Here is a 23,467-nt window from a genome sequence, read left to right as displayed (position 1 = left end):
ACCTGGTGATCACTTCCGCCCCGCCCGCCCCGGCCGACCTCCGCACCCAACGGGAGTCCGCCGATGCCTCCGCCACCGCCTGGGCGCTCGCCGCCCGGGCCGGCGACGCCGAGGCCGTCGACCACTTCGTCCGCGCGCTGCACCATGACGTGCTGCGCTATGTCTCCTACCTGTGTGCCGACCCCCAGGCCGTGGACGACCTCGCCCAGGACACGTTTCTGCGGGCGCTCGGCAGTCTGCACCGGTTCGAGGGGCGGTCCTCGGCGCGGGCCTGGCTGCTGTCCATCGCCCGCCGTGCGGTGATGGACGGTTTCCGGCATGCCGCGGCTCGGCCCCGCCGGTACGACGGTTCGGACTGGCAGGCCGCGGCCGAGCGCGCTCAGCCGCGGGGCGTGCCCGGCTTCGACGACGGGATAGTGCTGCTCGACCTGTTGGCCACGCTTTCTGCTGAGCGGCGGGAGGCGTTTGTGCTCACGCAGATGTTGGGGTTGCCATATGAGGAGGCGGCCGAGGTGAGTGGTTGTCCTGTGGGGACGGTCCGGTCGCGGGTGGCGCGGGCTCGGGCGGCGCTGGTGGAACTGGTGGTCTGAGCGCGCTCATGGGGGGTGTCGCGACGGGTTGTGTGGCGACTGCGGGTCCGTCGTGGCTGGTCGCGCCCGCGCGGCGGAGCCGCACATCGACGCAGCCCCGTGCCCCTAAAGGAGTTCAGTCACCGCTTCTTCCAAACGAACCTGACTGCCGTGGCCGCAGCCGCCAGGCCCGCCAAGCCGGTCCCGGCCAAGGCCAGTGCCCTGGCCCTTCGGCTCGGGGTGGTCGGCCTCGCGCCCGGCGCCACGCCGTACGCGCTGCCCGGCGCCCCCGGCAGGGCGGACGCCAGCAGTTCCGCCAGGTGCACCGCCTCGTGGCCGCCGCTGTCGAGCTCGTGGATCTGGGTGCGGCAGCTGAAACCGTCGGCCAGGACCACCGTCTCGGCAGGCTCGTCGCGCAGGCGCGGCAGCAGTACGCGTTCCGCGCATGCCTCGCTGACCTCCAAGTGGCCCGGTTCGAAGCCGAAGTTGCCGGCGAGACCGCAGCAACCGGAGTCCAGTTGTTCGGCGTCGACGCCGGCGCGGTGCAGGAGTTTCCGGTCGGCCTGCCAGTCCAGGACCGCGTGCTGGTGGCAGTGCACCTGAGCGAGGGCCTTCGCGGAGCGTTCCGGGACGTGCGGGGGCTCGTAGCCGGGGGAGTGCTCGGTGAGCAGTTCGGCGAGCGTGACCGTCTGGTCGCGCAGCCGCCGTACGTCACGGTCGCCGGGGAGCAGCTCGGGCGCGTCCGACCGGAAGACGGCCGTGCAGCTGGGCTCCAGCCCGACCACCAGACCGCCCGCCCGGACGTGCTCGGCGAGACTGCGCACGGTCCGGCCCAACACCCTTTCGGCGGTGGTGAGTTGTCCCGTCGAGATCCAGGTCAGCCCGCAGCACAGCGGTTCCTCGGGCAGCACGACCCGCCAGCCGGCGTGCTCCATGAGCGTCACGGCCGCCTGGCCGATGTGCGGGTGGAAGTGGTTGGTGAAGGTGTCCGGCCAGAGCAGGACGCTGCCGCGCTCCCCGTCGCCGTACGGCTCGTGCCGGGCGAACCACTGTTGCAGCGTCTCGCCGGCGAACAGCGGGACCTCGCGGTTCTCCACGCCCGCGATCGCCACGGCGGCCCGGGACAGGGGCGGGGTGTGGGTCACCGCGTTGACGACGGGCCCGAGTCGGGTGCGTCCGACCACCTGCGCCACGGCGGGCAGCCAGCCCATGGAGAGGTGGGCGCGGGGCCTGCGCCACCAGCGGCCCTCGTAGTGGTGGGACAGGAACTCCGCCTTGTACGTGGCCAGGTCGACGTCCGCCGGACAGTCCTTCCTGCAGCCTTTGCAGGCCAGACACAGGTCGAGGGCGTCCCGGACCGCCTCGGACCGCCAGCCGTCCCGCAGCGGGCTGTCGCCGTGTCCGTCGAGCATCTCGAACAGCAGCCTGGCCCGCCCGCGCGTGGAGTGCTCCTCCTCGTGCGTGACCTGGTAGGACGGGCACATCACCGCACCACCCTCGGTGGTGTGCTGACGGCATTTCCCCACGCCCACACAGCGGTTGGCGGCCTCGGCGAAGGACCCGCCGTCGTGCGGGAAGCGGAAGTGCAGGTCGCGGGGGTCGTACGGCGCCCAGTCGCCGCCGAGGCGCAGGTTCTCGTCCAGCCTGTACGGCGCCACGACCTTCCCGGGGTTCATCCGGTCGAGCGGGTCGAAGACGGCCTTCAGCTGCTCGAACACGGTGACGAGTCGGTCCCCGAACATCCGCGGCAGCAGCTCGCCCCGGCTCTGCCCGTCGCCGTGCTCGCCCGAGAAGGAGCCGCCGAACTCGACGACCAGGTCGGCCGCCCGCTCCATGAACCGCCGGTAGGCGGCCACCCCGTCGGCGGAGTACAGGTCGAAGGGGATCCGGGTGTGCACACAACCGTGCCCGAAGTGGCCGTAGAGACTGGGCCCGGTGTCACTGAGATAGCCGAACTCGTCGTACAGGCCCCGCAGTCGGCGCAGATAGTCGCCGAGCCGCTCGGGCGGGACCGCCGAGTCCTCCCAGCCCTCGAAGGTGTCGGGGCGTCCCGGGACGTGTGCGGTGGCGCCGAGTCCGGCCTCGCGAACCTGCCACAACTCCTGCTCGTGGGACGGGTCGTCGAGGAAGGCGACGTCGGGATCGTGGGGGGACTCGTGCAGGCCGTCCAGCATGCGGTGGGCGTGTTCGTCGGCCTCCTGGAGCGTCTCCCCGCCGAACTGCACCATCAAGAAGGCGTTCCCCTCGGGGAGTTCGGCGCGGGCCTTCGGGTTGAGGTGCTTGATCCGCTCGTCCCGGAGCAGGCGCGCGTCGATGCCCTCCAGCGCGATGGGCTCGTACGGCAGGATCGTCGGGACGGCGTCGGCGGCCGTCTCGATGTCGGGGAAGCCGAGGACGACCAGGGTGCGTTCCTTGACCACCGGCGCCAGTTCCAGCTCCGCGCGCAACACCGTGACCAGGGTCGACTCGCTGCCGACCAGCAGCCCGGCGACGTCGAAGCCGTGCTCCGGGAGCAGCGAGTCGAGGTTGTAGCCGGAGACCCGGCGGGGGATGTCCGGGAAGCGGGCGCGGATCTCGTCGGCGTAGGTGTCGCGCAGGGCGCGCAACTGCCGGTACAGGGAGGCCCGTAGATCTCCGTGCCGCTCGATCTCGGCGTACTCCTCGTCGCTGGTCTCCCCGCACCAGAACCGGGCGCCGTCGTACAACTGCACTTCCAGGCGGGCGATGTTGTCGACGACCTTGCCGTAGGCCTGCGCGGTGGCCCCGCAGGAGTTGTTGCCGATCATTCCGCCGATCGTGCAGTTGGCGTGGGTGGCCGGCTCGGGGCCGAACCGCAGCCCGGTCGGGGCGAGTCGGCGGTTGAGCTCGTCGAGGACGATGCCGGGCTGGACGACACAGGTGCGGGCGTCCGGGTCCACGGACTCCAGACGGTCGCAGTACTTCGACCAGTCGATCACCACGGCGGTGTTGGTGCACTGCCCGGCGAGGCTGGTTCCGCCGCCCCGGGACAGCACCGGCGCGTCGTGCTCGCGGGCCACGGCCACCGCCTCCGCGGCCGCCTCGGGTGTCCGGGGCACGACCACGCCGATCGGGGTCTGCCGGAAGTTCGAGGCGTCCGTCGAGTAGGCGGCCCGGCTCCCCGCGTCGAAGCGGACCTCGCCGTCGACCCGCTCGCGCAGCGCGCGCTCCAGGGCCGCCGTGTCCGGTGGGGGTGCGTCAGGCCGTCGTACGACAGGAACGGGCAGGTCGGAGGTGGCCATGAACTCCTCCTTCGGTGTCTGCGCGGACAGCGGCCGGGTACCCGCAACCGCGCCGACGACTACTCCGGCCTCGCCTCCACGGCGAGATCGGGCAGCAGCGCGCGCAGCGCCTCGCGCTGGTCGGCGCCCATGAACCGGGTCAGCGCGTCCCTGACCGTCGCGGCGAGGGTGCCGGAGGACTCCGCCAGCAGGCGCCCGCCCTTCTCGGTGAGGGCCACCTCGACGCCCCGCTTGTCGCCGCACACCGACTTCCGGGTCACCAGACCGGCGTGCTGGAGACAGGCGATCTGGTAGGTGAGCCGGGTCTTGGGGCGGCCGAGGAGCTCCGCGATCTTCGTCATGCGCACCCCTTCGGCGGGGCGCGCGCCCAGCAGGCACAGCACCAGGAACTCGTCGTGCGAGACGTCCAGACCGTCCTTGACGGCGGAGCGCAGCTCCTGTTCCACGGCTCCCGTCGCGGCCAGCAGCAGCATCCAGGCATGCAGCTCGGGCGGCAGGAGCCCTTCGGACACGGAGGGACATTCGGACGGGTCGGCCATGGATTCAAGTGTAGCCATTGTCCAAATTTGAAGTATCGGCTAGCGTGATGTCATCCAAATTTGGACCACCTGAGTGAGGAATCATGACCGTCGCCGTCGAAACCGGAACCTGGCAGCTCGACCGGACCGCCACCACCGTCGCCCTCAAGCACAAGACGATGTGGGGCCTGGTCACCGTGAAGGGATCCTTCGCCACCGTGGACGGCCAGGGCGAGGTGCGGGCCGACGGGTCCGCCGTCGGCACCGTGACCCTCGACGCCGCCTCCCTCGACACCAAGAACGCCAAGCGCGACGAGCACCTGCGCGGGGCCGACTTCTTCGACGTCGAGAACCACCCCGAGATCACCTTCGCGGTGCGCAGCGCCGAGCTGCGCGACGGCGACCAGGTGCAGGTGATCGGCCAGCTGACCGCGCGCGGCATCAGCCGCCCGCAGTCCTTCACCGCACGCCTCGGCGACGCGAGCGCCGACGCGGTCACGCTGACCGCCGAGTTCTCGGTGGACCGCGACCACTTCGGCCTGGGCTGGAATCAGCTGGGCATGATCCGCGGCCTGACCACGGTCACCGCCACGCTCCGCTTCACACGGTCGGCAGCGTGACGTCAGCGCTCGACAGCGTCTGCGGCGAGGACGTGAACACCCGGAGCCGGATCCGCTGACCCCGCTTCGGCAGGGCGTACGTCCCCTCGGGCGGCCGGAGCTCATACGTCGCCGTCGTGTGGCCGGGCAGCGTGGCCGGCCCCCGCAGGACCGAGAAGTACGGGTACATGCCCTGACCCCGGGTCAACGTGAAGTGCGGCGTGAGCGCGTCGTCGCCCGTGTTGGTGACCCGCAGGGTCAGCCGGGAGAGCGTGCGGACGTCGTGGCGCACGGAGGTGACCTCCATGCGCAGGGGCGGTGAGCCGGTGGCCGCCAGCGCCGCGCTCGCCAGAGCCGGGCTCAGCAGAAGGACGGCCGCGGCTATCCGCGCCGGACGCCGGTACGGGCCGGACAGCCGGAGCGCGAACGGCTGCCAGGCCCCCGCGAACTCCGCCGCGGGCGCGGTGACCGCCGCCGCCAGCCACAGCGGGGTCATCATCAGGTAATAGCCATCCTGCGAACGCGTCGCCAGCCAGAAGGCCAGCCACGGCAGCACGGTCGCCGCCGGGCCCAGGCGGCGCACGAACAGCACGAACAACGCCAGCAGACCGGCGAGCAGCAGCAGACTCGCGTACCCGTACCAGTCGAGCCGGTCGCTGCCGTTCGTGAGATACAGCGACACGCCCACCAGGCCCTGGCCGTGCAGCACCGCGCCCTGGAGCAGCGGCAGCGCGATCCCCTTCAGCCACGCGACCGGCTGGCTGACGATGAAATACGTGTTGATCAGCAGCCACGCGGTCGCGGCGACCCCGCCGAGCCGCAGCACCACCAGGCCCGCCGCCCGCGCGCCGAGCTCCCCACGCCGTACGGCGTAGATCCCGGCGAGCAGGAACGGCGCGAGGAACCACGGCAACTGCTGCGCCGCGCACGCCGCGCCCAGACAGGCGGCCTGCGCCACCCCGGCCGGACCCAGCCGCCCGCCCCGGCCGATCCGGGGCCAGCGCACCACCACCGGCACCAGCAGGGCCAGCGCCAGGATCGCCGGGTAGCCGAGACGGCCGTACATGGAAATCATCGAGAACCCCAGGCACGCCATGGTCGCCGCCGACCGCCACGGCGCGGGCAGCAGCCACCACAGCACGACCGTGCCGACGAGCAGCGCGCCCGTGCTCATCGCTATGGCCGGCAGACCTCCGTGGCCGAGCCGGAGCAGGGGGGCGGTCAGCAGCGGGGCGAGTGGGGGATAGCCGTACGTGTAGTCGTAGCCGCCCGTGACGGTCGGGGTGAGCGCGATGCCGTTGCCGCCGAAGAGCCACGGCCAGGGGTGGCCGTAGATCCCGTGACCGGCGACCAGGTCGCGCGCCGCCTGGGCGGTGAGGACGGACTCGTCGGAGCCGCGGTGGAACAGGACGAACGTGCACAGGGCGAGCGTCAGCCCGGTCGCCAGCACGCACAGGTCCACCCGCGCCAGGGCCCGCCGGCCGCGCACCACCAGCGCGAGAACGCCGCAGACGAGGATCGAGGCGTAGCAGACGGAGATGACCGCGGCCACGGCCGGACGGTGGGTGGCCGCCTGCGTCCACACCTCACGTGTGCCGATGAAGAGGCTGACGTCCGCGAGCAGCGTCAGGACGCGATGCCACTGCGTGGGGGGTTCCGGGGCGGTGGACACCGCCGGCTGGGTCGGCCGGCCGGGTGCCGACAGCTGAGTATCTGCCAGGAGCACGACATCGGACGCTAATCGGACCCGGTGAGCGAGGTGTCGCCGGAGGTCAAGAGTCCGGTGTGAGGCGGGTAAAACCCCCTTTCGGCACGGCGGACGGCGGTGGGATGTGTGACCCGACGCGGTCGCGCACCGTGTCGCTGTTGGGCCGAACGGGTGACTTGGCGTAAGAATTGGCTGGTGCAGGCATTGAAGGCGAGTCGGAGCGGGGGCAACCGGTGAACAGGTACGACGTCACCGATGAACAGTGGGAGGGGCTCGCCCAGGTCGTTCCGTTGCGCGGGCGCGACGCATGGCCGTCCGCGATCGACCACCGGTCCATGCCGGAGGCCGTGACCGAGGCCCGGCGCCGCTTCGTCGTCCTGCGGATCAACGTCTTCGCGGACGCCCGCGAGGTCGCCGAGACCCTGATGGCGGGCATACCCGTCCTGCTCGACCTCACCAGCGCGGAGACGGAAGTGGCCAAGCGGGTCCTCGACTTCAGCACCGGCGTCGTCTTCGGCCTGGCGAGCGGAATGCACCGCGTGGACCGCAACGTGTTCCTGCTGACACCGGCCGGGACCGAGGTCACGGGGCTGATGGAGGGCGCGGGCATGCCGGGGTCGTAAGCCTCGGGGCGTTCGCTCGTTCGTAGGAAGGCCGCCGCGGAGGAACGGTTCGTCCGGTGGCGGAGTCCTACGGTCCGGATATGCGTGTGTCCCCCACATCCTCTGTCGTGCCCGCTCAGTCGGCTCCGCCGCGCGCGGAGCGGTCGCAGGGCGCTGAGCGCCGCCCCGACCGGCCGTGTCTCACCGAACTGCGGCTGTCCGCGTACGCCGTCCACCGGCGGGCCGGGTTACCGCTCGCGCCGCTGACCCTGATCGCCGGGCCCAGCGGGAGCGGCAAGACGAGCGCCCTCAGGGCGTACGAGGCACTCGCCCGGCTCGGCGGTGGCGCGAGCCTCGGTGAGGTGTTCCCGAATCCCCTCTCGTACGTCCCCGACCGGGCCCGCCCCGACGCACAGCGCCGCCGCGGCTTCCGGATCGGCTGCACGGCCGACGGACCCGAGGGACCGGTCCGGCTCGACATCGCGGTCCAGGCCGAGCCCGAACTGCGCATCGCGGGGGAGCGGCTGACCTCCGGCGGGCTCGTCCTGCTGGAGACCGCCCTGCGCGACCCCTCCCGCCGGGCCGTGCAGGCCACCTGGCACACGGCCGGAACCGCGCCGGTCACCCGCGCCCCGCTCCCCGACGACCGGCTCGGCACCGCCCTGTTGCCGCTGCGCGTGGCCGGCAAGACGGACGGACAGCGGCGCGTCCTCGCCGCCGCCGAGCAGATGGTCGTCGCCCTGCGCTCCGTCTTCGGCTGCGACCCACGGCCCGGCCGTATGCGCCTGCCCGTCCCGACCGGTACCGGACGGCTCCTCGGCGGCTGCGACAACCTCGCCGACGTCCTGTGGCGCACCCGCACGGAGTGCGGCCGGCGCCACGCGCAACTCGTCGCCGCGGCGCGCGCCGGATGCGCGGGCCCCGTCGCCGACGTCCTCGCCGAACCCCTGGCCACCGGGACGGTCCGGGCACTGCTCGACCGTGGGGACGGCAGCCGGACAGTGCTCGGGCGGCTGGGCGACGGCGAGTTGAGGTACCTCGCGCTCGCGCTGGTGCTGCTCACCGGGCCCGGAGTGCTGGAGGTCGACCCGGTCGGTGAGGTGCCCGCGGCGATGCAGACGCTCACCGTGCTCGCCGACAACCTCGACCGGAGCCTGGACCCACGGCAGCGCGCCGAACTGCTGCGGCTGGCGGCGCGGATGTGCGAGCGCGGACACATCCGGCTCGTCGGCGCGGTGAGCGACGCCTCGTGGGCCGCCGGGGTGGAGGGGGTCACGGTGGTACACCTGGAGCCGTGACAGAACCCCTCGACGTGGCGAAGCTGCAGCGCCGGCTGGCCGAGTTCGCGGCCGCCCGCGACTGGCAGCCGTACCACACCCCCAAGAACCTCGTCGCCGCGCTCAGTGTGGAGGCCTCCGAACTGGTCGAGATCTTCCAGTGGTTGACTCCCGAGGAGTCGGCGCGGGTCATGGACGACCCCGACACCGCGCACCGTGTCACGGACGAGATCGCCGATGTACTCGCGTATCTGCTCCAGTTGTGCGAGGTGCTCGGCGTCGATCCGCTGACCGCGCTGAACGCGAAGATCGACCGGAACGAGCGGAGGTTTCCGGCGCCGTAAGGAAGGGTTCAGTCCTCTTTCACTCTCCGTGATGAAAAGTTGATCCGAAACCGATTTGTTGTCCACAGATTTCCGTCTACCTCTGGTTTTTCGTTCCGAGCGAGTTCACTCTGGGTAGTGGACAAGCAGGTTCGGGCGGATGTGCCCGGGGGTACGCCGGGACAGACGGGGGCAGCCGATGGACGCGGTGCGGCTCATCGTGACGAGCAGGCGTGCCCTGGCCGGAGGCGGGGAGGCGCCTCAGGTCATGGCGGAGGTGTGGCAGGCGCAGGCCCTGGCCCAGGCGATAGGGAGCCGCCTCGCGGTCGCCGGCCCTCCCGAACTCCGGGGCGAGGCCCTGGGATTGACCGAGCTGGCGGGCCGCGGTTGCGGTGTCCTGGACCGCCCCGACATCGCCATGGCGGAGCTGCGGGCCGCCCAGCTCACCGAGCTCGGCGACGCCCGCCAGGCCCTCCTCTACCTCGGCGGCCTCCTCGGCGAGGTGGGCATAGCCCTGGTCGGCCTCGCGTCCGCGGCGGACGACGAGACGACGTACTGGCAGTGCATGGAAGCGATCGACGCGGCGGACGAGTCGCGGGACCGGGTGCTGCAGATGCTGCGAAGACTGGCGGATCGGGGGGAGGAGTTGCCGGAGGCGGGGTGAGTTCTTCGGCTGCGGGCCGGTGGGGGCCGGCTCCTTGGAGTGGGTGCAGTCGGCACCTGCCCAGCTGTAGCCACCCAGGGGCGCGGGGAACTGCGCGACCAGCCCCCACCGGCCCGCAGCCACCGGACAACCCTCAGCCGGTCTCCTCCTCGCCGACTCCCCGTCCCGAACCCCCGGCTCCCTGAAGATCCGCATCCAGCGCCGAAAGATCCGCGTTCAGCGCCGCCATCAACTCCTCCATCTGCTGCAGCAACCCCTTCGGCTGCCCAGCCCCCGCAGTCAGCGGCACGGTTTCTTCGGACAAGACGGCCTCCTCGGCCCAAGGACCCCGGCGGAGGGGCCGACGCGGGTAACGGATCACGCACCGGCGACGACAAGCCGGCTCCGCCCGAGCCAACGATCACCAAAGGGCCCGGTCACTGGCACGGCCAACCCTCGCGCACATCGTTGACGAAACGTCGCCCGCCGGGGACCGATGGGACCACGGCGCACTCCTGCGTGCAGGATGGAGCCATGGATCTCCGCATCTTCACCGAGCCCCAGCAGGGCGCGAGCTACGACACCCTCCTCACCGTGGCCAAGGCCACCGAGGACCTCGGCTTCGACGCGTTCTTCCGTTCCGACCACTACCTGAAGATGGGCGACGCCGACGGCCTCCCCGGCCCCACCGACGCCTGGATCACCCTCGCCGGCCTCGCCCGTGAGACCAAGCGCATTCGCCTCGGCACCCTGATGACCGCGGCCACCTTCCGGCTCCCCGGCGTCCTCGCCATCCAGGTCGCCCAGGTCGACCAGATGTCCGGCGGCCGCGTCGAACTGGGCCTGGGCGCCGGCTGGTTCGAGGAGGAGCACGCGGCGTACGGCATCCCGTTCCCGAAGGAGAAGTTCCCCCGCCTGGAGGAACAGCTGGAGATCATCACCGGCCTGTGGGCCACCGAGCCCGGCAAGACCTTCGACTTCCACGGCGAGCACTACGACCTCACGAAGTCGCCCGCGCTGCCCAAGCCCGCCCAGAGCCGGATCCCCGTGCTGATCGGCGGCCAGGGCGCGACCCGCACCCCGCGTCTGGCCGCCCGCTACGCCGATGAGTTCAACATGCCGTTCGGCTCGCCCGAGGACAGCGAGACGCAGTTCGGCCGGGTCCGGGCCGCCGCCCAGGAGGCGGGCCGCGCCGCCGACGCGATCACCTTCTCCAACGCGCTCGTCGTCTGCGTCGGCAAGGACGACCAGGAGGTCGCCCGCCGTGCCGCCGCGATCGGCCGCGAGGTCGAGGAGCTCAAGGCCAACGGCCTGGCCGGCACCCCGGCCGAGGTCGTCGACAAGATCGGCCGCTATGCCGACGCGGGCTCGCACCGGATGTACCTCCAGGTCCTCGACCTCGACGACCTGGACCACCTGGAGCTGATCTCCGCACAGATCCAGTCGCAGCTGTCGTAACCGGTTCGGCGCCTTTCGATTAATCGAAGGCGCAGGTCGGACGGATCGTGCGAAGCTGAGGACGTCGTCCTGCAGGCCCCCCGGGATCACCGTCCTCGGGGGCCTTCGCACGTACGGCGTTCCCGTCCCGTCCACCGGCCGGAGAGGCCACTCGCATGTTTCTGACGATCAGCACCACCGGCACTCCCGAGCGCCCCGCCACCGACCTCGGCTTCCTGCTGCACAAGCATCCCGAGAAGGCGCAGGCGTTCTCCACCTCCTACGGCAGGGCGCACGTCCTGTATCCCGAGGCGGATGATCAGCGGTGCACGGCGGCGCTGTTGCTGGAGGTCGACGCGGTGGCGCTGGTCAGGCGCGGCAAGGGCAAGGGACGCGGCGGCGCCCCGGACGCGGCGCTCGCGCAGTACGTCAACGACCGCCCCTACGCGGCGTCTTCGCTGCTCGCGGTGGCGCTGAGCGCGGTCTTCTCCAGCGCGATGCGCGGGGTGTGCAGCGCCAAGCCCGAACTCCCGTCGCAGACACGACCGTTGCGCATCGAGGTGCCCGCTGTGGCGGCCCGCGGCGGCCCGGAACTCGTACGCCGCCTGTTCGAGCCGCTCGGCTGGACCGTGACGGCCGAACCGGTCGCGCTGGACACCGAGTTCCCCGAGTGGGGCGACTCGCGCTACGTCCGCCTCGAACTGGAGTCCACGCAGCTCACCGTCGCCGAGGCCCTGCGTCATCTGTACGTCCTGCTGCCCGTCCTCGACGACGCCAAGCACTACTGGGTGGCCTCCGACGAGGTCGACAAGCTGCTCAGGGCCGGCGAGGGCTGGCTGCCCGCGCACCCGGAGCAGAAGCTGATCACCAGCCGTTACCTGTCCCGCCGCTGGTCGCTGACACGTGAGGCGATGGAACGCCTGGAGCTGGTGCGGCTCGCCGAGGCCGACGACAGCGAGGTCGAGGACATCGACAACGCCGTCGAGGCGGAGACCGAGACCGAGGAGAAGCCGACCCCGCTCGCGGTCCAGCGCCGTGAGGCCATCCTGGAGGCGCTGGGCGCGGCCGGCGCCGCCCGCGTCCTCGACCTCGGGTGCGGACAGGGCCAGTTGGTGCAGGCACTGCTCAAGGACCCGAAGTTCACCGAGATCGTCGGCGTCGACGTGTCGGTGCGGGCGCTCACCATCGCCTCCCGGCGGCTGAAGCTGGACCGCATGGGGGAGCGGATGGCCTCCCGCGTCCAGCTCTTCCAGGGCTCCCTGGCGTACACCGACAAGCGGCTCAAGGGGTACGACGCCGCCGTGCTCAGCGAGGTGATCGAGCACCTCGACCTGCCCCGGCTGCCCGCCCTGGAGTACGCGGTGTTCGGCGCGGCCCGCCCGCGGACCGTCCTCGTGACGACCCCGAACGTCGAGTACAACGTCCGCTGGGAGTCGCTCCCGGCCGGCCATGTCCGGCACGGCGACCACCGCTTCGAGTGGACGCGGCAGGAGTTCCGGGCCTGGGCCGCGTCGGTGGCCGAACGACACGGCTACGACGTGGAGTTCAGGCCGGTGGGAGCGGACGACCCGGAGGTGGGACCGCCCACCCAGATGGCCATTTTTGAATTGAGCACAGCTGTGATCAGGACCGAGAAGGAGGCGAAGGCGGCATGACCGAGATCCCGCGCACGGGACGGACTCTTCCCGTCACCGACCTCTCCCTCGTCGTCCTCGTCGGCGCCTCGGGTTCCGGCAAGTCCACCTTCGCCCGCCGGCACTTCAAGCCGACCGAGGTGATCTCCTCGGACTTCTGCCGGGGCCTGGTCTCCGACGACGAGAACGACCAGGGCGCGACCAAGGACGCCTTCGACGTCCTGCACTACATCGCGGGCAAGCGCCTGGCCGCCGGCCGCCGCACGGTCGTCGACGCGACCAGTGTGCAGGAGGACAGCCGACGGCAGCTGATCGACCTGGCGAAGAAGTACGACGTGCTGCCCATCGCCATCGTCCTGGACGTGCCCGAGGAGGTGTGCGCCGAGCGCAACGCGGCCCGCACCGACCGGGCCGACATGCCGATCCGGGTCATCAAGCGCCACATCCGTGAACTGAGGCGGTCGATCCGCCGCCTGGAGCGCGAGGGCTTCCGCAAGGTGCACGTCCTGCGCGGCGTGGCGGACGTCGAGAACGCCACCGTCGTCACCGAGAAGCGCTTCAACGACCTGACCCACCTCACCGGCCCCTTCGACATCGTCGGCGACATCCACGGCTGCGCCTCCGAACTGGAGTCGCTGCTCGGCAAGTTGGGCTACGTCGACGGCGTCCACCCCGACGGCCGTACCGCGGTCTTCGTCGGCGACCTCGTCGACCGCGGCCCGGACAGCCCCGGAGTGCTGCGCCGCGTGATGTCGATGGTCAAGTCGGGCAACGCGCTGTGCGTGCCGGGCAACCACGAGAACAAGTACGGCCGTTACCTGAAGGGCCGCAAGGTCCAGCACACCCATGGCCTCGCGGAGACCATCGAGCAGATGGAGGCCGTCTCGGACGAGTTCCGGTCCGAGGTGCGGGAGTTCATCGACGGCCTGGTCAGCCACTACGTCCTGGACGGCGGCCGTCTGGTCGTCTGCCACGCCGGTCTGCCGGAGAAGTACCACGGCCGCACCTCGGGCCGGGTCCGCTCGCACGCGCTGTACGGCGACACCACCGGAGAGACCGACGAGTTCGGGCTGCCGGTGCGCTACCCGTGGGCGGAGGACTACCGCGGCCGGGCAGCCGTGGTCTACGGCCACACCCCGGTCCCGGAGGCGACGTGGCTCAACAACACCATCTGCCTGGACACCGGAGCGGTCTTCGGCGGCAAGCTGACGGCGCTGCGCTGGCCGGAGCGCGAGCTGGTCGACGTACCGGCGGAGCGGGTCTGGTACGAGCCGACGAAGCCGCTGAAGTCGGAGGCGCCCGGCGGGCAGGACGGCCGGCCGCTGGACCTCGCCGACGTGCACGGCCGCCGGGCGGTCGAGACCCGGCACGCGGGCCGGGTCGCCGTTCGCGAGGAGAACGCGGCCGCGGCCCTGGAGGTGATGAGCCGCTTCGCGGTGGACCCGCGGCTGCTGCCGTACCTCCCGCCGACCATGGCACCGACGGCCACCAGCCACCTCGAGGGGTACTTGGAGCACCCTGCCGAGGCCTTCGCGCAGTACGCGCAGGACGGTGTCGAGCGGGTCGTGTGCGAGGAGAAGCACATGGGCTCGCGGGCGGTGGCCCTGGTCTGCCGGGACGAGGAGACGGCCCGCAGGCGCTTCGGCGTGGACGGCCCGACCGGCTCGCTGTACACGCGGACCGGCCGCCCGTTCTTCGACGACGAGTCGGTGACGGAGGCGATCCTGGACCGGCTGCGTTCGGCGATCGGCGAGGCGGGCCTGTGGTCCGAACTCACTGCGTCCAACAGCGCCTCCGGCGCGGGGGACTGGCTCCTGTTGGACGCCGAGTTGATGCCGTGGTCGCTGAAGGCCTCGGGGCTGCTGCGGTCGCAGTACGCGGCCGTCGGCGCCGCGTCCGGCGCGGTCTTCCCGGGTGCGCTGGCCGCGCTCCGGGGTGCGGCCGACCGGGGTGTGGACGTGACGGACCTGCTGGCCCGGCAGCGCGAACGGGCCGACGCGGCAGGCGCGTTCACCGACGCGTACCGGCGCTACTGCTGGACCACCGACGGTCTGGACGGCGTCCGTCTGGCGCCGTTCCAGATCCTCGCGGTTCAGGGCCGCAGCCTCGCCGCGCTCCCGCACGACGAGCAGCTGGCCCTGCTGGACCGCCTGGTGGAGCACGACGGCACAGGCCTGCTCCAGACCACCCGGCGCCTCTACGTCGACACCGGTGACCCGGAGTCGGTGCGGGCGGGTGTCGACTGGTGGCTGGAGATGACCGGCCGCGGCGGCGAGGGCATGGTCGTCAAGCCGCTCGGCGCGGTGGTCCGCAGCCCGGAGGGCCGACTGGTCCAGCCCGGCATCAAGTGCCGCGGCCGGGAGTACCTGCGGATCATCTACGGTCCCGAGTACACCCGGCCGGAGAACCTCGACCGGCTGCGCAAGAGGTTCCTGAACCACAAGCGCTCCCTCGCGATCCGCGAGTACGCCCTCGGCCTGGAGGCCCTGGACCGGCTGGCGGAGGGCGAGCCACTGTGGCGGGTCCACGAGGCGGTGTTCGGGGTGCTGGCGCTGGAGTCGGAGCCGGTCGACCCACGGCTGTGAGCCGCGGGTCGGGGCGTGAGGGGTGATCCGGCGGTCACCCCTCACCCCACCAACCGCAACCGCTCCCCGCACACCCCCACCTCCACCGTCTGCCCCCACGTCAGCTCCAGCGCGTCCCCCTCCATCCCGTCCCCGAAGGCGATCAGCCGTTCGGATTCGACGGTGAGGCGGAGGCGGGCGCGGGCGGGGAGTTCGCCGGCGATCAGGGTCGTTCCGGTGGCGGGGGACGGCCACGCCTCGCGTACGAACCACAGGAGGCGGTCCTCCGTCGGGCCCGGCAGCCGCAGCCGGCCGCCCCGCTCCTGCCAGAGCGAGCGGAGCCAGCCGGTGGCGCCGGTGCCCGTCCCCACCAGTACCCCGGAGGAAGCCTGGGCCTCGACGACACCCCCGTCGTCCTCCAGGCCCAGGCGGTATCTGGCTGTCTGGTGTCCGGCGGCGCCCAGGTAGATCTCGTTCAGGGCGACCAGCCGTTGGGTGTCGTCGGCGACGGCCTCGACCATGGTGAGTTCGTCCACGGTGGTGTCGAAGGCCGCCGGGAGCAGAGCCGCGGCCTGCCCGGGGCGGTGGCGTACCAGGACACCGGGGTTGCGGCCGGGGTCCGTGTCGATGCCCACCACCCGTTGTCCGGCGAGGTATTTGGCCACGTTCGCCACCAGACCGTCCTGCCCGACCACGATCACGACGTCCTCGGGCGCGAAGAGGAAGCGGTCCAGGTCGGCTCGTTCCACCCGCGCCTGACGCCAGGTCAGAGGGATCGCGGAGGTCACCTCGGCGAGCGCCCGCCGGGTGCGCTCATGGCGTTCGGCGACCTCCGCGATGTCCCGGCCCCGGGAGGAGAGGAAGAAGGCGGCCTGGCCGTGCGTGCCGTGGTGGGCCACCAACTCCTCGTACTCCGTGGTGCGGTGGACCAGGACCGCTCGCGGTGCGAGACTCACTCCGGCTCCCGTACGCCCAGCTTCGCCAGCAGCCCCGTCAGCACGTCCGGTGAGATCGTCACGCTGTCGATGTTCGGCAGGTTCTCCGCGAGCCGGGTTCCGGCGAGGGCGTGCAGCGTGGCGACCTCGACGTCCGCGTGCACCCGCAACCAGGCGGCCTGCGCCTGCGCCTTGGCGTCGCCCACCGTGCGCGCCCCTTCGGCCTCCGCGCGAGCGAGCCGTACCGAGCGGGTCGCCTCCGCCTCGGCCCGTACCGCGTCCGCCGCCGCGTGCTCCTCCGCCTCCCGGCGTGCGTTCGTGCCGCGCTGCTCCACCAACTGCTCCTCGCGGCGGGCGAGTTCGATCTGGCTGGCCAGTTCGTTCTCGGCGATGGCCCGCTCCCGCTCCACGGCGACGGCCCGCCGTTCGTAGGTCGCCCGGTCGGCCTCCTGCTGGATCTGTTCGCGGGCCGGGGTGCGCAGCGCCCGCTCCACCTCCGGCTCGGGGCGCAGCGCCATCACGCGTACGGCCACCACCTCGATGCCGGTGGCCGGCAGCCGTGGTTCGGCGTCCAGGCCCGCCGCGATCCGCTCGCGCACCGCCGAAACGCCGTCGACCAGGGCGGAGGACAGGGAGGTCCGGGTCAGTACGTCGAGAGCGTGCTGCTGGGCCGTCTCCGTGAGCAGTGTGCCCAGTTGCTCCAGGGGCGCGCCTCGCCACACTCCGGTGTCCGGGTCGATCGAGAAGTCCAGGCGGGCGGCGGCGAGCGCCGGGTCGCCGATCCGGTAGGTCACGGTCGCCTGGACCGCCACGTCCTGGAAGTCCGACGTACGGGCATGGAACGTCATCGCCAACTCGCGGTCGTCCACCGGAACTTCGGAGAGCGCGGCCGTCAGTGCGCGGAACCAGAAGCTGAGCCCCGGACCGTCGTGCAGCAGTGTGCCGCCGCGGTGGTGCCGGATGTGCGCCGTGGGCGCGCCGCGCAGATGGCGCCAGCCGAGGCGCCGGGTGATGTCGGCCATCGAACCCCCTCTTTTCGTCTATTGGACGATAATCGAGAGGGGTGCTTGTCGTCAAGGGGACGAGAACAAGAAAGCAGGGCGGACGGAGGGGTCAAGACGCCCCTCGTTGGTCAGGATGGAGGCATGGGATTCCATGTCGACTCCGAGACCGGGCGGCTGCGCCGCGTCATCCTTCACCGGCCGGACCTCGAGCTCAAAAGGCTCACCCCCAGCAACAAGGACGCACTGCTCTTCGACGACGTGCTGTGGGTGCGCCGGGCGCGCGCCGAGCACGACGGGTTCGCCGACGTGCTGCGCGACCGAGGGGTCGCCGTCCATCTCTTCGGCGACCTGCTCACCGAGGCTCTGGAGATCCCGGCGGCCCGGTCCCTCGTCCTGGACCGCGTCTTCGACGAGAAGGAGTACGGCCCGCTGGCCACCGACCACCTCCGGGCCTCCTTCGAGGCGCTGCCCGCCGCAGAGCTGGCCGAGGCCCTCGTCGGCGGCATGACCAAGCGGGAGTTCCTGGAGGCGCACCCGGAGCCGACCTCCGTGCGCTTCCATGTCATGGACCTCGACGACTTCCTCCTCGCCCCGCTGCCCAACCACCTCTTCACCCGCGACACCTCGGCCTGGATCTACGACGGTGTCTCCGTCAACGCCATGCGCTGGCCGGCCCGTCAGCGCGAGACGGTCCACTTCGAGGCGATCTACCGCCACCATCCGCTCTTCCGTGACGAAACGTTCCACACCTGGTCGGAGGGGCAGGCCGATTACCCGTGCACCATCGAGGGCGGGGACGTCCTCGTCATCGGCAACGGCGCCGTCCTCATCGGCATGAGCGAGCGCACCACGCCCCAGGCCGTCGAGATGCTGGCGCACAAGTTGTTCGCCGAGGGCTCCGCGCAGTCGATCGTGGCCCTCGACATGCCGAAACGGCGGGCCTTCATGCATCTCGACACCGTGATGACGATGGTCGACGGCGACACCTTCACCCAGTACGCCGGACTCGGCATGCTCAGGTCGTACACCATCGAACCGGGCGTCGGGGACAAGGAGCTCAAGGTCACCGACCATCCGTCGGAGCACATGCACCGCGCGATCGCCGCCGCGCTCGGGCTGAGTGAGATCCGTGTGCTGACCGCCACCCAGGACGTGCACGCCGCCGAGCGCGAGCAGTGGGACGACGGCTGCAACGTCCTCGCCGTCGAGCCGGGTGTCGTCGTCGCCTATGAGCGCAACGCCACCACCAACACTCATCTGCGCAAGCAGGGCATCGAGGTGATAGAGATCCCGGGCAGCGAGCTGGGGCGGGGACGGGGCGGGCCGCGCTGCATGAGCTGTCCGGTGGAGCGGGAGGCCGTATAGGTGGGATCCCTCAGGGAACGCGCGATCGCATAGTCGTACAGCAGTCTGTATATAAATGCTGAGCGTCGTATAGACTTCCAAGGTCCGTCTGTTCACGCACCTCTGGAGCGCCCCCATGGCGACAGTCCCGACCGCCCTCGCCGGCCGCCACTTCCTCAAGGAGCTCGACTTCACCGAGCAGGAGTTCCTCGGGCTGGTCGAGCTGGCGGCCGAGCTGAAGGCCGCCAAGAAGGCGGGGACCGAGACGCGGTACCTGAACGGGAAGAACATCGCGCTGATCTTCGAGAAGACCTCGACGCGCACGCGCTGCGCGTTCGAGGTCGCGGCGGCGGACCAGGGCGCCTCGACGACGTACCTGGACCCGTCCGGCTCGCAGATCGGCCACAAGGAGTCCGTACGGGACACCGCGCGCGTGCTCGGTCGTATGTACGACGGGATCGAGTACCGCGGGGACAGCCAGCAGAAGGTGGAGGAGCTGGCCGCGTACGCCGGGGTGCCGGTGTACAACGGGCTCACCGACGACTGGCACCCCACGCAGATGCTGGCCGACGTGCTGACGATGACCGAGCACACCGCGAAGCCGGTCCGGGAGATCGTCTTCGCCTACCTCGGTGACGCGCGGTTCAACATGGGCAACTCGTATCTGATCACTGGCGCGCTGCTGGGCATGGACGTACGGATCGTCGCGCCGAAGGCCTACTGGCCCGCGCAGGACGTCGTCGAGCGGGCTCGTACGCTCGCCGTGGACAGCGGGGCGCGGATCAGCCTCACCGAGTCGCTGGAGGAGGGTGTGCGGGGCGCGGACTTCGTCGCGACCGATGTCTGGGTCTCCATGGGGGAGCCGAAGGACGTGTGGGACGAGCGGATCGCCGCGCTGTCGCCGTACGCGGTGACCGCGGACGTGATGCGGGCCACGGGGAACGCGGACGTCAAGTTCCTGCACTGTCTGCCCGCCTTCCACGACCTCGGTACGAAGGTGGGGCAGGAGATCTTCGAGACCCACGGTCTCGAGTCCCTGGAGGTCACGGACGAGGTGTTCGAGTCGGTGCACTCGGTGGTCTTCGACGAGGCGGAGAACCGTCTGCACACGATCAAGGCGGTCCTGGTGGCGACGCTGGCCTGAGCGTCACGCCGGATGCCACTGACGCGGCACCACCGGCAGCCGGAACCACACCGCCTTGCCGGTCTCGGTCGGGCGGTGCCCGCACGACGAACTGAGCGCCCTGATCAGGAGCAGGCCCCGGCCGTGCTCCTGCCAGGGGTCCGGGTCCCTGGTGTCCGGGTGGGTCAGATGGCCCGGGGGCGCCGGGTCCGGGTCGTGCACCTCCACCTGGCAGCCGGTCGGCAGCAACTCCACGACCAGCTCTATCGGGGTGTCGCCGGAGGTGTGTTCCACGGCGTTCGCCACCAGCTCGGCCGTCAGCAGTTCCGCGGTGTCGCAGTCCGCCCCGTGCTCCAGCTCGGCCAGCGCGGTGCGGACCAGAGCGCGCGCCACGGGCACGGCCGCGGCGGAGTGCGGCAGCGCGATGCGCCAGGAGGCGGAGGCCGGGGGGCGATCTTGCAAGGCGGGTCCGTTCATGAGCAGGCTGTCCTGCTTTCAACCGTATGAATGGTACGGCGCCGTCGGCAGAGTCGTCCGGCGGGCGCCGTACGGGACCTTCGGCCCCGTTGGCAGGCGGCTTACCCGTAGCAACGGCTTGCCTCCCGCGGCTGATCCCGCCGTTGCCGGTCTGTCGACGAGCCGTGACGGATGTGACCCGGCCAGGTCACATCCGGATGCTTTATCGCGCACTCGTGACGACAGTCAAAGAGGGGTGATAGCTTCGAGGGGAGAGCGCACCTGGATGCGCCTGGAACCTCGCCACTCGCACTTCGTCCGAGCACGAGGAGGCCGCACGCCATGAGTCCCTTCACCGGCTCCGCCGCCCGCACCTCCGACTGGCGGCACCTGCGCGTCGACCTCGCCGACGGGGTCGCCACTGTCACCCTCGCCCGCCCCGAGAAACTCAACGCGCTCACCTTCGGCGCCTACGCCGACCTGCGCGACCTGCTCGCCGAACTGTCCCGCGAGCGGTCCGTCCGCGCCCTGGTCCTGGCCGGCGAGGGCCGCGGTTTCTGCTCCGGCGGTGACGTCGACGAGATCATCGGCGCGACCCTCGCCATGGACACCGCCCAGCTCCTCGACTTCAACCGGATGACGGGCCAGGTGGTGCGGGCCGTACGGGAGTGTCCGTTCCCGGTGATCGCGGCGGTGCACGGGGTGGCGGGGGGCGCGGGCGCGGTCCTCGCCCTGGCGGCCGACTTCCGGGTCGCGGACCCCTCGACCCGCTTCGCCTTCCTCTTCACCCGGGTCGGCCTGTCCGGCGGAGACATGGGCGCGGCGTATCTGCTGCCGCGCGTGGTCGGCCTCGGTCATGCCACCCGGCTCCTCATGCTCGGCGAACCGGTCCGCGCTCCCGAGGCCGAGCGCATCGGCCTGATCAGCGAACTGACCGAGGAGGGTGGCGCGGACGAGGCCGCCGCCCGCCTGGCCCGCCGTCTGGCCGAGGGCCCGGCACTGGCGTACGCCCAGACGAAGGCCCTGCTGACGGCGGAGCTGGACATGCCGTTGGCCGCTTCGGTGGAACTGGACGCCTCGACGCAGGCCCTCCTGATGAACGGCGAGGACTACCGGGAGTTCCACGCGGCGTTCACGGAGAAGCGACCGCCGAAATGGCAGGGACGGTGATCATGTCCCTCTCCGTCCCCCGCATCGCGATCATCGGCGGCGGCCCCGGTGGGCTGTACGCGGCAGCTCTGCTGAAGCGGCTCGACCCCGGGCGTGAGGTCACCGTGTGGGAGCGCAACGCCCCCGACGACACCTTCGGCTTCGGCGTGGTCCTCTCCGACGAGACCCTTGGCGGCATCGAACACGCGGACCCGGTGGTCTACGAGGCGATGCAGTCCGACTTCGTCCGCTGGGACGACATCGACATCGTGCACCGGGGCGTACGGCACACCTCCGGAGGCCACGGCTTCGCCGCACTCGGCCGCAGACGACTCCTCGGAATACTGCACGACCGCTGCCGCGCTCTCGGCGTGGACCTGCGCTTCCGTACGGTGGCCCCGGCCGGCCTCGAAGAGACGCACGACCTCGTCATCGCCGCCGACGGCGTCAACAGCACGACACGCGAACGCCACAGCCATGTGTTCCGCCCCCATGTGACCCCGCACCACTGCCGCTACATCTGGCTCGCCGCCGACTTCCCCTTCGACGCCTTCCGGTTCGAGATCGCCGAGACCGAACACGGCGTGATGCAACTCCACGGCTACCCCTTCGCCCCCGACGCCTCCACCGTGATCATCGAGATGCGCGAGGAGGTCTGGAGGGCGGCCGGCTTCGACGAGGTCAGCCCACAGGAGTCGACGGAGAGCTGCGCCAAGATCTTCGCCGAGGCACTCCGCGGCCGCCCGCTGCGCTCCAACAACTCCACGTGGACCACCTTCCGCACGGTGGTCAACGACCACTGGTCGCACGGCAACACCGTGCTGCTCGGCGACGCGGCCCACACCGCCCACTTCTCCATCGGATCCGGCACCAAGCTCGCCGTCGAGGACGCCCTCGCCCTGGCCGCCTGCCTGGAGGAACAGCCTTCGCTGGAAGGTGCGTTGGCGGCCTACGAGACGGAGCGCAAACCCGTCGTCGCCTCCACGCAGCGCGCCGCCCGCGCCAGCCTCGAGTGGTTCGAGAACCTCGGCCTGTACCTCGACCAGCCGCCCCGCCAGTTCGCCTTCAACCTGCTCACCCGCAGCCGCCGCGTCACCCACGACAACCTCCGCCTGCGCGACGCACGCTTCACCGGGGCCGTGGAACGCGAGTTCGGCTGTGCGCCGGGCACGCCCCCGATGTTCACCCCGTTCCGGCTGCGCGGTCTGACCCTGCGCAACCGGGTCGTGGTCTCGCCGATGGACATGTACTCCGCCACCGACGGCATCCCCGGCGACTTCCACCTGGTCCACCTGGGCGCCCGGGCTCTCGGGGGAGCCGGGCTGGTGATGACCGAGATGGTGTGCGTCTCGACCGAGGGACGGATCACGCCCGGCTGCACCGGCCTCTACAACGGCAGGCAGGCCGCGGCCTGGAAACGGATCACCGACTTCGTGCACGCGCAGTCACCGGGCACCGCGATCGGCGTGCAGCTCGGCCACAGCGGCCGCAAGGGCTCGACCAAGCTGATGTGGGAGGGCATCGACGAGCCGCTGCCGGACGGCAACTGGCCGGTCCTGGCGCCGTCCCCGATCCCGTACAAGCCCTCCAACCAGACCCCGCGCGAACTCGGGCGTGCCCAACTGACCGACATCCGCGAGCAGTTCACGGCGGCGGCCTGGCGTGCCGCCCGGGCCGGCTTCGACCTCCTCGAACTGCACTGCGCACACGGCTATCTGCTCTCCGGCTTCCTCTCCCCGCTGACCAACCGGCGCACGGACGCCTACGGCGGTTCGCTCGCGAAGCGCCTCCGCTTCCCGCTCGAAGTCTTCGACGCCGTCAGAGGAGTGTGGCCGCAGGAACGGCCCATGACCGTCCGTATCTCCGCCACCGACTGGGCCGAGGGCGGCAACACGGCCGAGGACGCCGTCGAGATCGCCCGCGCCTTCGCCGCGCACGGCGCCGACGCGATCGACGTGTCGACCGGGCAGGTCGTGGCCGAGGAGCACCCGGACTACGGGCGGTCGTACCAGACGCCCTACGCCGACCGGATCCGTCACGAGACCGGTGTCCCGGTGATCGCGGTCGGCGCCATCTCCTCCTGGGACGACGTCAACTCGCTGATCCTGGCCGGGCGTACGGACCTGTGCGCACTGGCCCGCCCGCATCTCTACGACCCGCACTGGACCCTGCACGCGGCCGCCGAGCAGGGGTACGACGGCCCTGGAGTCGGCTGGCCGGACCCGTACCGCGCGGGCAGCCGCCAACCGCAGACCGGACGCACCGATGCCCCCAAGCCCCGTCTCACACTGGGCACTTGAGGGCGTACAGCCTCGTGGAACG

Annotated in this window: 20 protein-coding genes; 13 read left to right on the top strand and 7 right to left on the bottom strand. The window is 71.3% G+C overall.

Annotated elements, in window-relative coordinates; genetic code table 11:
• Positions 1–5 precede the first annotated feature (5 nt).
• Positions 6–590: a sigma-70 family RNA polymerase sigma factor gene (locus tag OG841_RS12045; protein ID WP_328641375.1), complete on the top strand. Its 585-nt coding sequence runs from the start codon at positions 6–8 to the stop codon at positions 588–590.
• Between the two features lie 119 nt (positions 591–709).
• On the opposite strand, the gene OG841_RS12040 is transcribed toward OG841_RS12045, so the two are convergent.
• Together OG841_RS12040 and OG841_RS12035 are read right to left on the bottom strand one after the other, a co-directional pair.
• Positions 710–3,829 (bottom strand): FAD-binding and (Fe-S)-binding domain-containing protein, encoded by a 3,120-nt coding sequence (locus OG841_RS12040; RefSeq protein WP_371564945.1) that lies wholly within the window; start codon positions 3,827–3,829, stop codon positions 710–712.
• Positions 3,830–3,888: 59 nt separating this feature from the next.
• Entirely contained in the window at positions 3,889–4,368 is a 480-nt protein-coding gene (locus tag OG841_RS12035) for a MarR family winged helix-turn-helix transcriptional regulator (protein ID WP_328641377.1), read from the bottom strand.
• Positions 4,369–4,451: 83 nt separating this feature from the next.
• Here OG841_RS12035 and OG841_RS12030 point away from each other — a divergent pair, with 83 nt between their 5' ends.
• The gene (locus tag OG841_RS12030) at positions 4,452–4,967 is read left to right on the top strand and encodes a YceI family protein (RefSeq protein ID WP_328641378.1); all 516 of its coding nucleotides are present in this window, start codon (positions 4,452–4,454) and stop codon (positions 4,965–4,967) included.
• Here OG841_RS12030 and OG841_RS12025 read toward each other — a convergent pair.
• Entirely contained in the window at positions 4,948–6,672 is a 1,725-nt protein-coding gene (locus OG841_RS12025) for a hypothetical protein (RefSeq protein WP_371564941.1), read from the bottom strand. The two genes, OG841_RS12030 and OG841_RS12025, sit on opposite strands and share 20 nt — an antisense overlap.
• A 215-nt stretch (positions 6,673–6,887) precedes the next feature.
• Here OG841_RS12025 and OG841_RS12020 point away from each other — a divergent pair, with 215 nt between their 5' ends.
• The 4 genes from OG841_RS12020 (at position 6,888) to OG841_RS12005 (ending at position 9,520) form a co-directional block, all read left to right on the top strand.
• Positions 6,888–7,277 carry a cell division protein SepF gene (locus tag OG841_RS12020; RefSeq protein WP_326663227.1) on the top strand — a complete coding sequence of 130 codons (390 nt, stop codon included), beginning with the start codon at positions 6,888–6,890 and terminating at the stop codon, positions 7,275–7,277.
• Between the two features lie 80 nt (positions 7,278–7,357).
• Positions 7,358–8,554, top strand: coding sequence for an AAA family ATPase (locus OG841_RS12015; RefSeq protein WP_371564939.1), 1,197 nt, complete (start codon positions 7,358–7,360; stop codon positions 8,552–8,554).
• On the top strand, positions 8,551–8,877 hold the full coding sequence (locus OG841_RS12010) for a nucleotide pyrophosphohydrolase (RefSeq protein WP_328641380.1): 327 nt from the start codon (positions 8,551–8,553) through the stop codon (positions 8,875–8,877). The genes OG841_RS12015 and OG841_RS12010 overlap by 4 nt, the downstream gene beginning before the upstream one ends.
• Before the next feature lie 178 nt (positions 8,878–9,055).
• The gene (locus OG841_RS12005; protein ID WP_306975291.1) at positions 9,056–9,520 is read left to right on the top strand and encodes a DUF6099 family protein; all 465 of its coding nucleotides are present in this window, start codon (positions 9,056–9,058) and stop codon (positions 9,518–9,520) included.
• Positions 9,521–9,653: 133 nt separating this feature from the next.
• Here the strand turns inward: OG841_RS12005 and OG841_RS12000 are convergent, their stop codons facing one another.
• Positions 9,654–9,824: a hypothetical protein gene (locus OG841_RS12000; protein WP_371564935.1), complete on the bottom strand. Its 171-nt coding sequence runs from the start codon at positions 9,822–9,824 to the stop codon at positions 9,654–9,656.
• 209 nt (positions 9,825–10,033) lie between these two features.
• Between OG841_RS12000 and OG841_RS11995 the strand changes: the two genes are divergently transcribed.
• The 3 genes from OG841_RS11995 to OG841_RS11985 all read left to right on the top strand — a co-directional run bounded on the left by OG841_RS11995 (position 10,034) and on the right by OG841_RS11985 (position 15,155).
• Entirely contained in the window at positions 10,034–10,957 is a 924-nt protein-coding gene (locus tag OG841_RS11995) for an LLM class F420-dependent oxidoreductase (protein ID WP_371564932.1), read from the top strand.
• Between the two features lie 155 nt (positions 10,958–11,112).
• Positions 11,113–12,591: a 3' terminal RNA ribose 2'-O-methyltransferase Hen1 gene (locus OG841_RS11990; protein WP_371564930.1), complete on the top strand. Its 1,479-nt coding sequence runs from the start codon at positions 11,113–11,115 to the stop codon at positions 12,589–12,591.
• A complete protein-coding gene (locus OG841_RS11985) occupies positions 12,588–15,155 on the top strand; it encodes a polynucleotide kinase-phosphatase (RefSeq protein WP_371564927.1) in 2,568 nt (855 codons plus the stop codon). The genes OG841_RS11990 and OG841_RS11985 overlap by 4 nt, the downstream gene beginning before the upstream one ends.
• A gap of 41 nt (positions 15,156–15,196) precedes the next feature.
• Here the strand turns inward: OG841_RS11985 and OG841_RS11980 are convergent, their stop codons facing one another.
• Together OG841_RS11980 and OG841_RS11975 are read right to left on the bottom strand one after the other, a co-directional pair.
• The gene (locus OG841_RS11980; protein ID WP_328641385.1) at positions 15,197–16,090 is read right to left on the bottom strand and encodes a hypothetical protein; all 894 of its coding nucleotides are present in this window, start codon (positions 16,088–16,090) and stop codon (positions 15,197–15,199) included.
• The gene (locus tag OG841_RS11975) at positions 16,087–17,091 is read right to left on the bottom strand and encodes an SPFH domain-containing protein (RefSeq protein ID WP_371564923.1); all 1,005 of its coding nucleotides are present in this window, start codon (positions 17,089–17,091) and stop codon (positions 16,087–16,089) included. The genes OG841_RS11980 and OG841_RS11975 overlap by 4 nt, the downstream gene beginning before the upstream one ends.
• A 123-nt stretch (positions 17,092–17,214) precedes the next feature.
• Here OG841_RS11975 and OG841_RS11970 point away from each other — a divergent pair, with 123 nt between their 5' ends.
• Positions 17,215–18,438: an arginine deiminase gene (locus OG841_RS11970; RefSeq protein ID WP_266558408.1), complete on the top strand. Its 1,224-nt coding sequence runs from the start codon at positions 17,215–17,217 to the stop codon at positions 18,436–18,438.
• 115 nt (positions 18,439–18,553) lie between these two features.
• On the top strand, positions 18,554–19,561 hold the full coding sequence (gene argF, locus OG841_RS11965; protein ID WP_328641387.1) for an ornithine carbamoyltransferase: 1,008 nt from the start codon (positions 18,554–18,556) through the stop codon (positions 19,559–19,561).
• A gap of 3 nt (positions 19,562–19,564) precedes the next feature.
• Here the strand turns inward: argF and OG841_RS11960 are convergent, their stop codons facing one another.
• Positions 19,565–20,017, bottom strand: a complete 453-nt coding sequence (locus OG841_RS11960) for an ATP-binding protein (RefSeq protein ID WP_328641388.1) — start codon at positions 20,015–20,017, stop codon at positions 19,565–19,567.
• A 321-nt stretch (positions 20,018–20,338) separates the two neighbouring features.
• Here OG841_RS11960 and OG841_RS11955 point away from each other — a divergent pair, with 321 nt between their 5' ends.
• Positions 20,339–21,166 carry an enoyl-CoA hydratase family protein gene (locus OG841_RS11955; protein WP_371564906.1) on the top strand — a complete coding sequence of 276 codons (828 nt, stop codon included), beginning with the start codon at positions 20,339–20,341 and terminating at the stop codon, positions 21,164–21,166.
• A 2-nt stretch (positions 21,167–21,168) separates the two neighbouring features.
• Entirely contained in the window at positions 21,169–23,445 is a 2,277-nt protein-coding gene (locus tag OG841_RS11950) for a bifunctional salicylyl-CoA 5-hydroxylase/oxidoreductase (protein WP_371564901.1), read from the top strand.
• Positions 23,446–23,467 lie beyond the last annotated feature (22 nt).

This window comes from Streptomyces canus, assembly GCF_041435015.1.
Classification (GTDB): Bacteria; Actinomycetota; Actinomycetes; order Streptomycetales; family Streptomycetaceae; genus Streptomyces; species Streptomyces canus_G.
This window is presented reverse-complemented; position numbering and strand designations above follow the sequence as displayed.

What these genes read in the sequence shown, in the direction of transcription:
- OG841_RS12030 (WP_328641378.1), top strand. Translation starts at nt 4,452, where the DNA reads ATGACCGTCGCCGTCGAAACCGGAACCTGGCAGCTCGACCGGACCGCC.
- OG841_RS12040 (WP_371564945.1), bottom strand. Translation starts at nt 3,829, where the DNA reads ATGGCCACCTCCGACCTGCCCGTTCCTGTCGTACGACGGCCTGACGCA.
- OG841_RS12035 (WP_328641377.1), bottom strand. Translation starts at nt 4,368, where the DNA reads ATGGCCGACCCGTCCGAATGTCCCTCCGTGTCCGAAGGGCTCCTGCCG.
- OG841_RS11975 (WP_371564923.1), bottom strand. Translation starts at nt 17,091, where the DNA reads ATGGCCGACATCACCCGGCGCCTCGGCTGGCGCCATCTGCGCGGCGCG.
- OG841_RS11950 (WP_371564901.1), top strand. Translation starts at nt 21,169, where the DNA reads ATGTCCCTCTCCGTCCCCCGCATCGCGATCATCGGCGGCGGCCCCGGT.
- argF (WP_328641387.1), top strand. Translation starts at nt 18,554, where the DNA reads ATGGCGACAGTCCCGACCGCCCTCGCCGGCCGCCACTTCCTCAAGGAG.
- OG841_RS11970 (WP_266558408.1), top strand. Translation starts at nt 17,215, where the DNA reads ATGGGATTCCATGTCGACTCCGAGACCGGGCGGCTGCGCCGCGTCATC.
- OG841_RS11990 (WP_371564930.1), top strand. Translation starts at nt 11,113, where the DNA reads ATGTTTCTGACGATCAGCACCACCGGCACTCCCGAGCGCCCCGCCACC.
- OG841_RS11960 (WP_328641388.1), bottom strand. Translation starts at nt 20,017, where the DNA reads ATGAACGGACCCGCCTTGCAAGATCGCCCCCCGGCCTCCGCCTCCTGG.
- OG841_RS11985 (WP_371564927.1), top strand. Translation starts at nt 12,588, where the DNA reads ATGACCGAGATCCCGCGCACGGGACGGACTCTTCCCGTCACCGACCTC.
- OG841_RS11995 (WP_371564932.1), top strand. Translation starts at nt 10,034, where the DNA reads ATGGATCTCCGCATCTTCACCGAGCCCCAGCAGGGCGCGAGCTACGAC.
- OG841_RS12005 (WP_306975291.1), top strand. Translation starts at nt 9,056, where the DNA reads ATGGACGCGGTGCGGCTCATCGTGACGAGCAGGCGTGCCCTGGCCGGA.
- OG841_RS12015 (WP_371564939.1), top strand. Translation starts at nt 7,358, where the DNA reads ATGCGTGTGTCCCCCACATCCTCTGTCGTGCCCGCTCAGTCGGCTCCG.
- OG841_RS11955 (WP_371564906.1), top strand. Translation starts at nt 20,339, where the DNA reads ATGAGTCCCTTCACCGGCTCCGCCGCCCGCACCTCCGACTGGCGGCAC.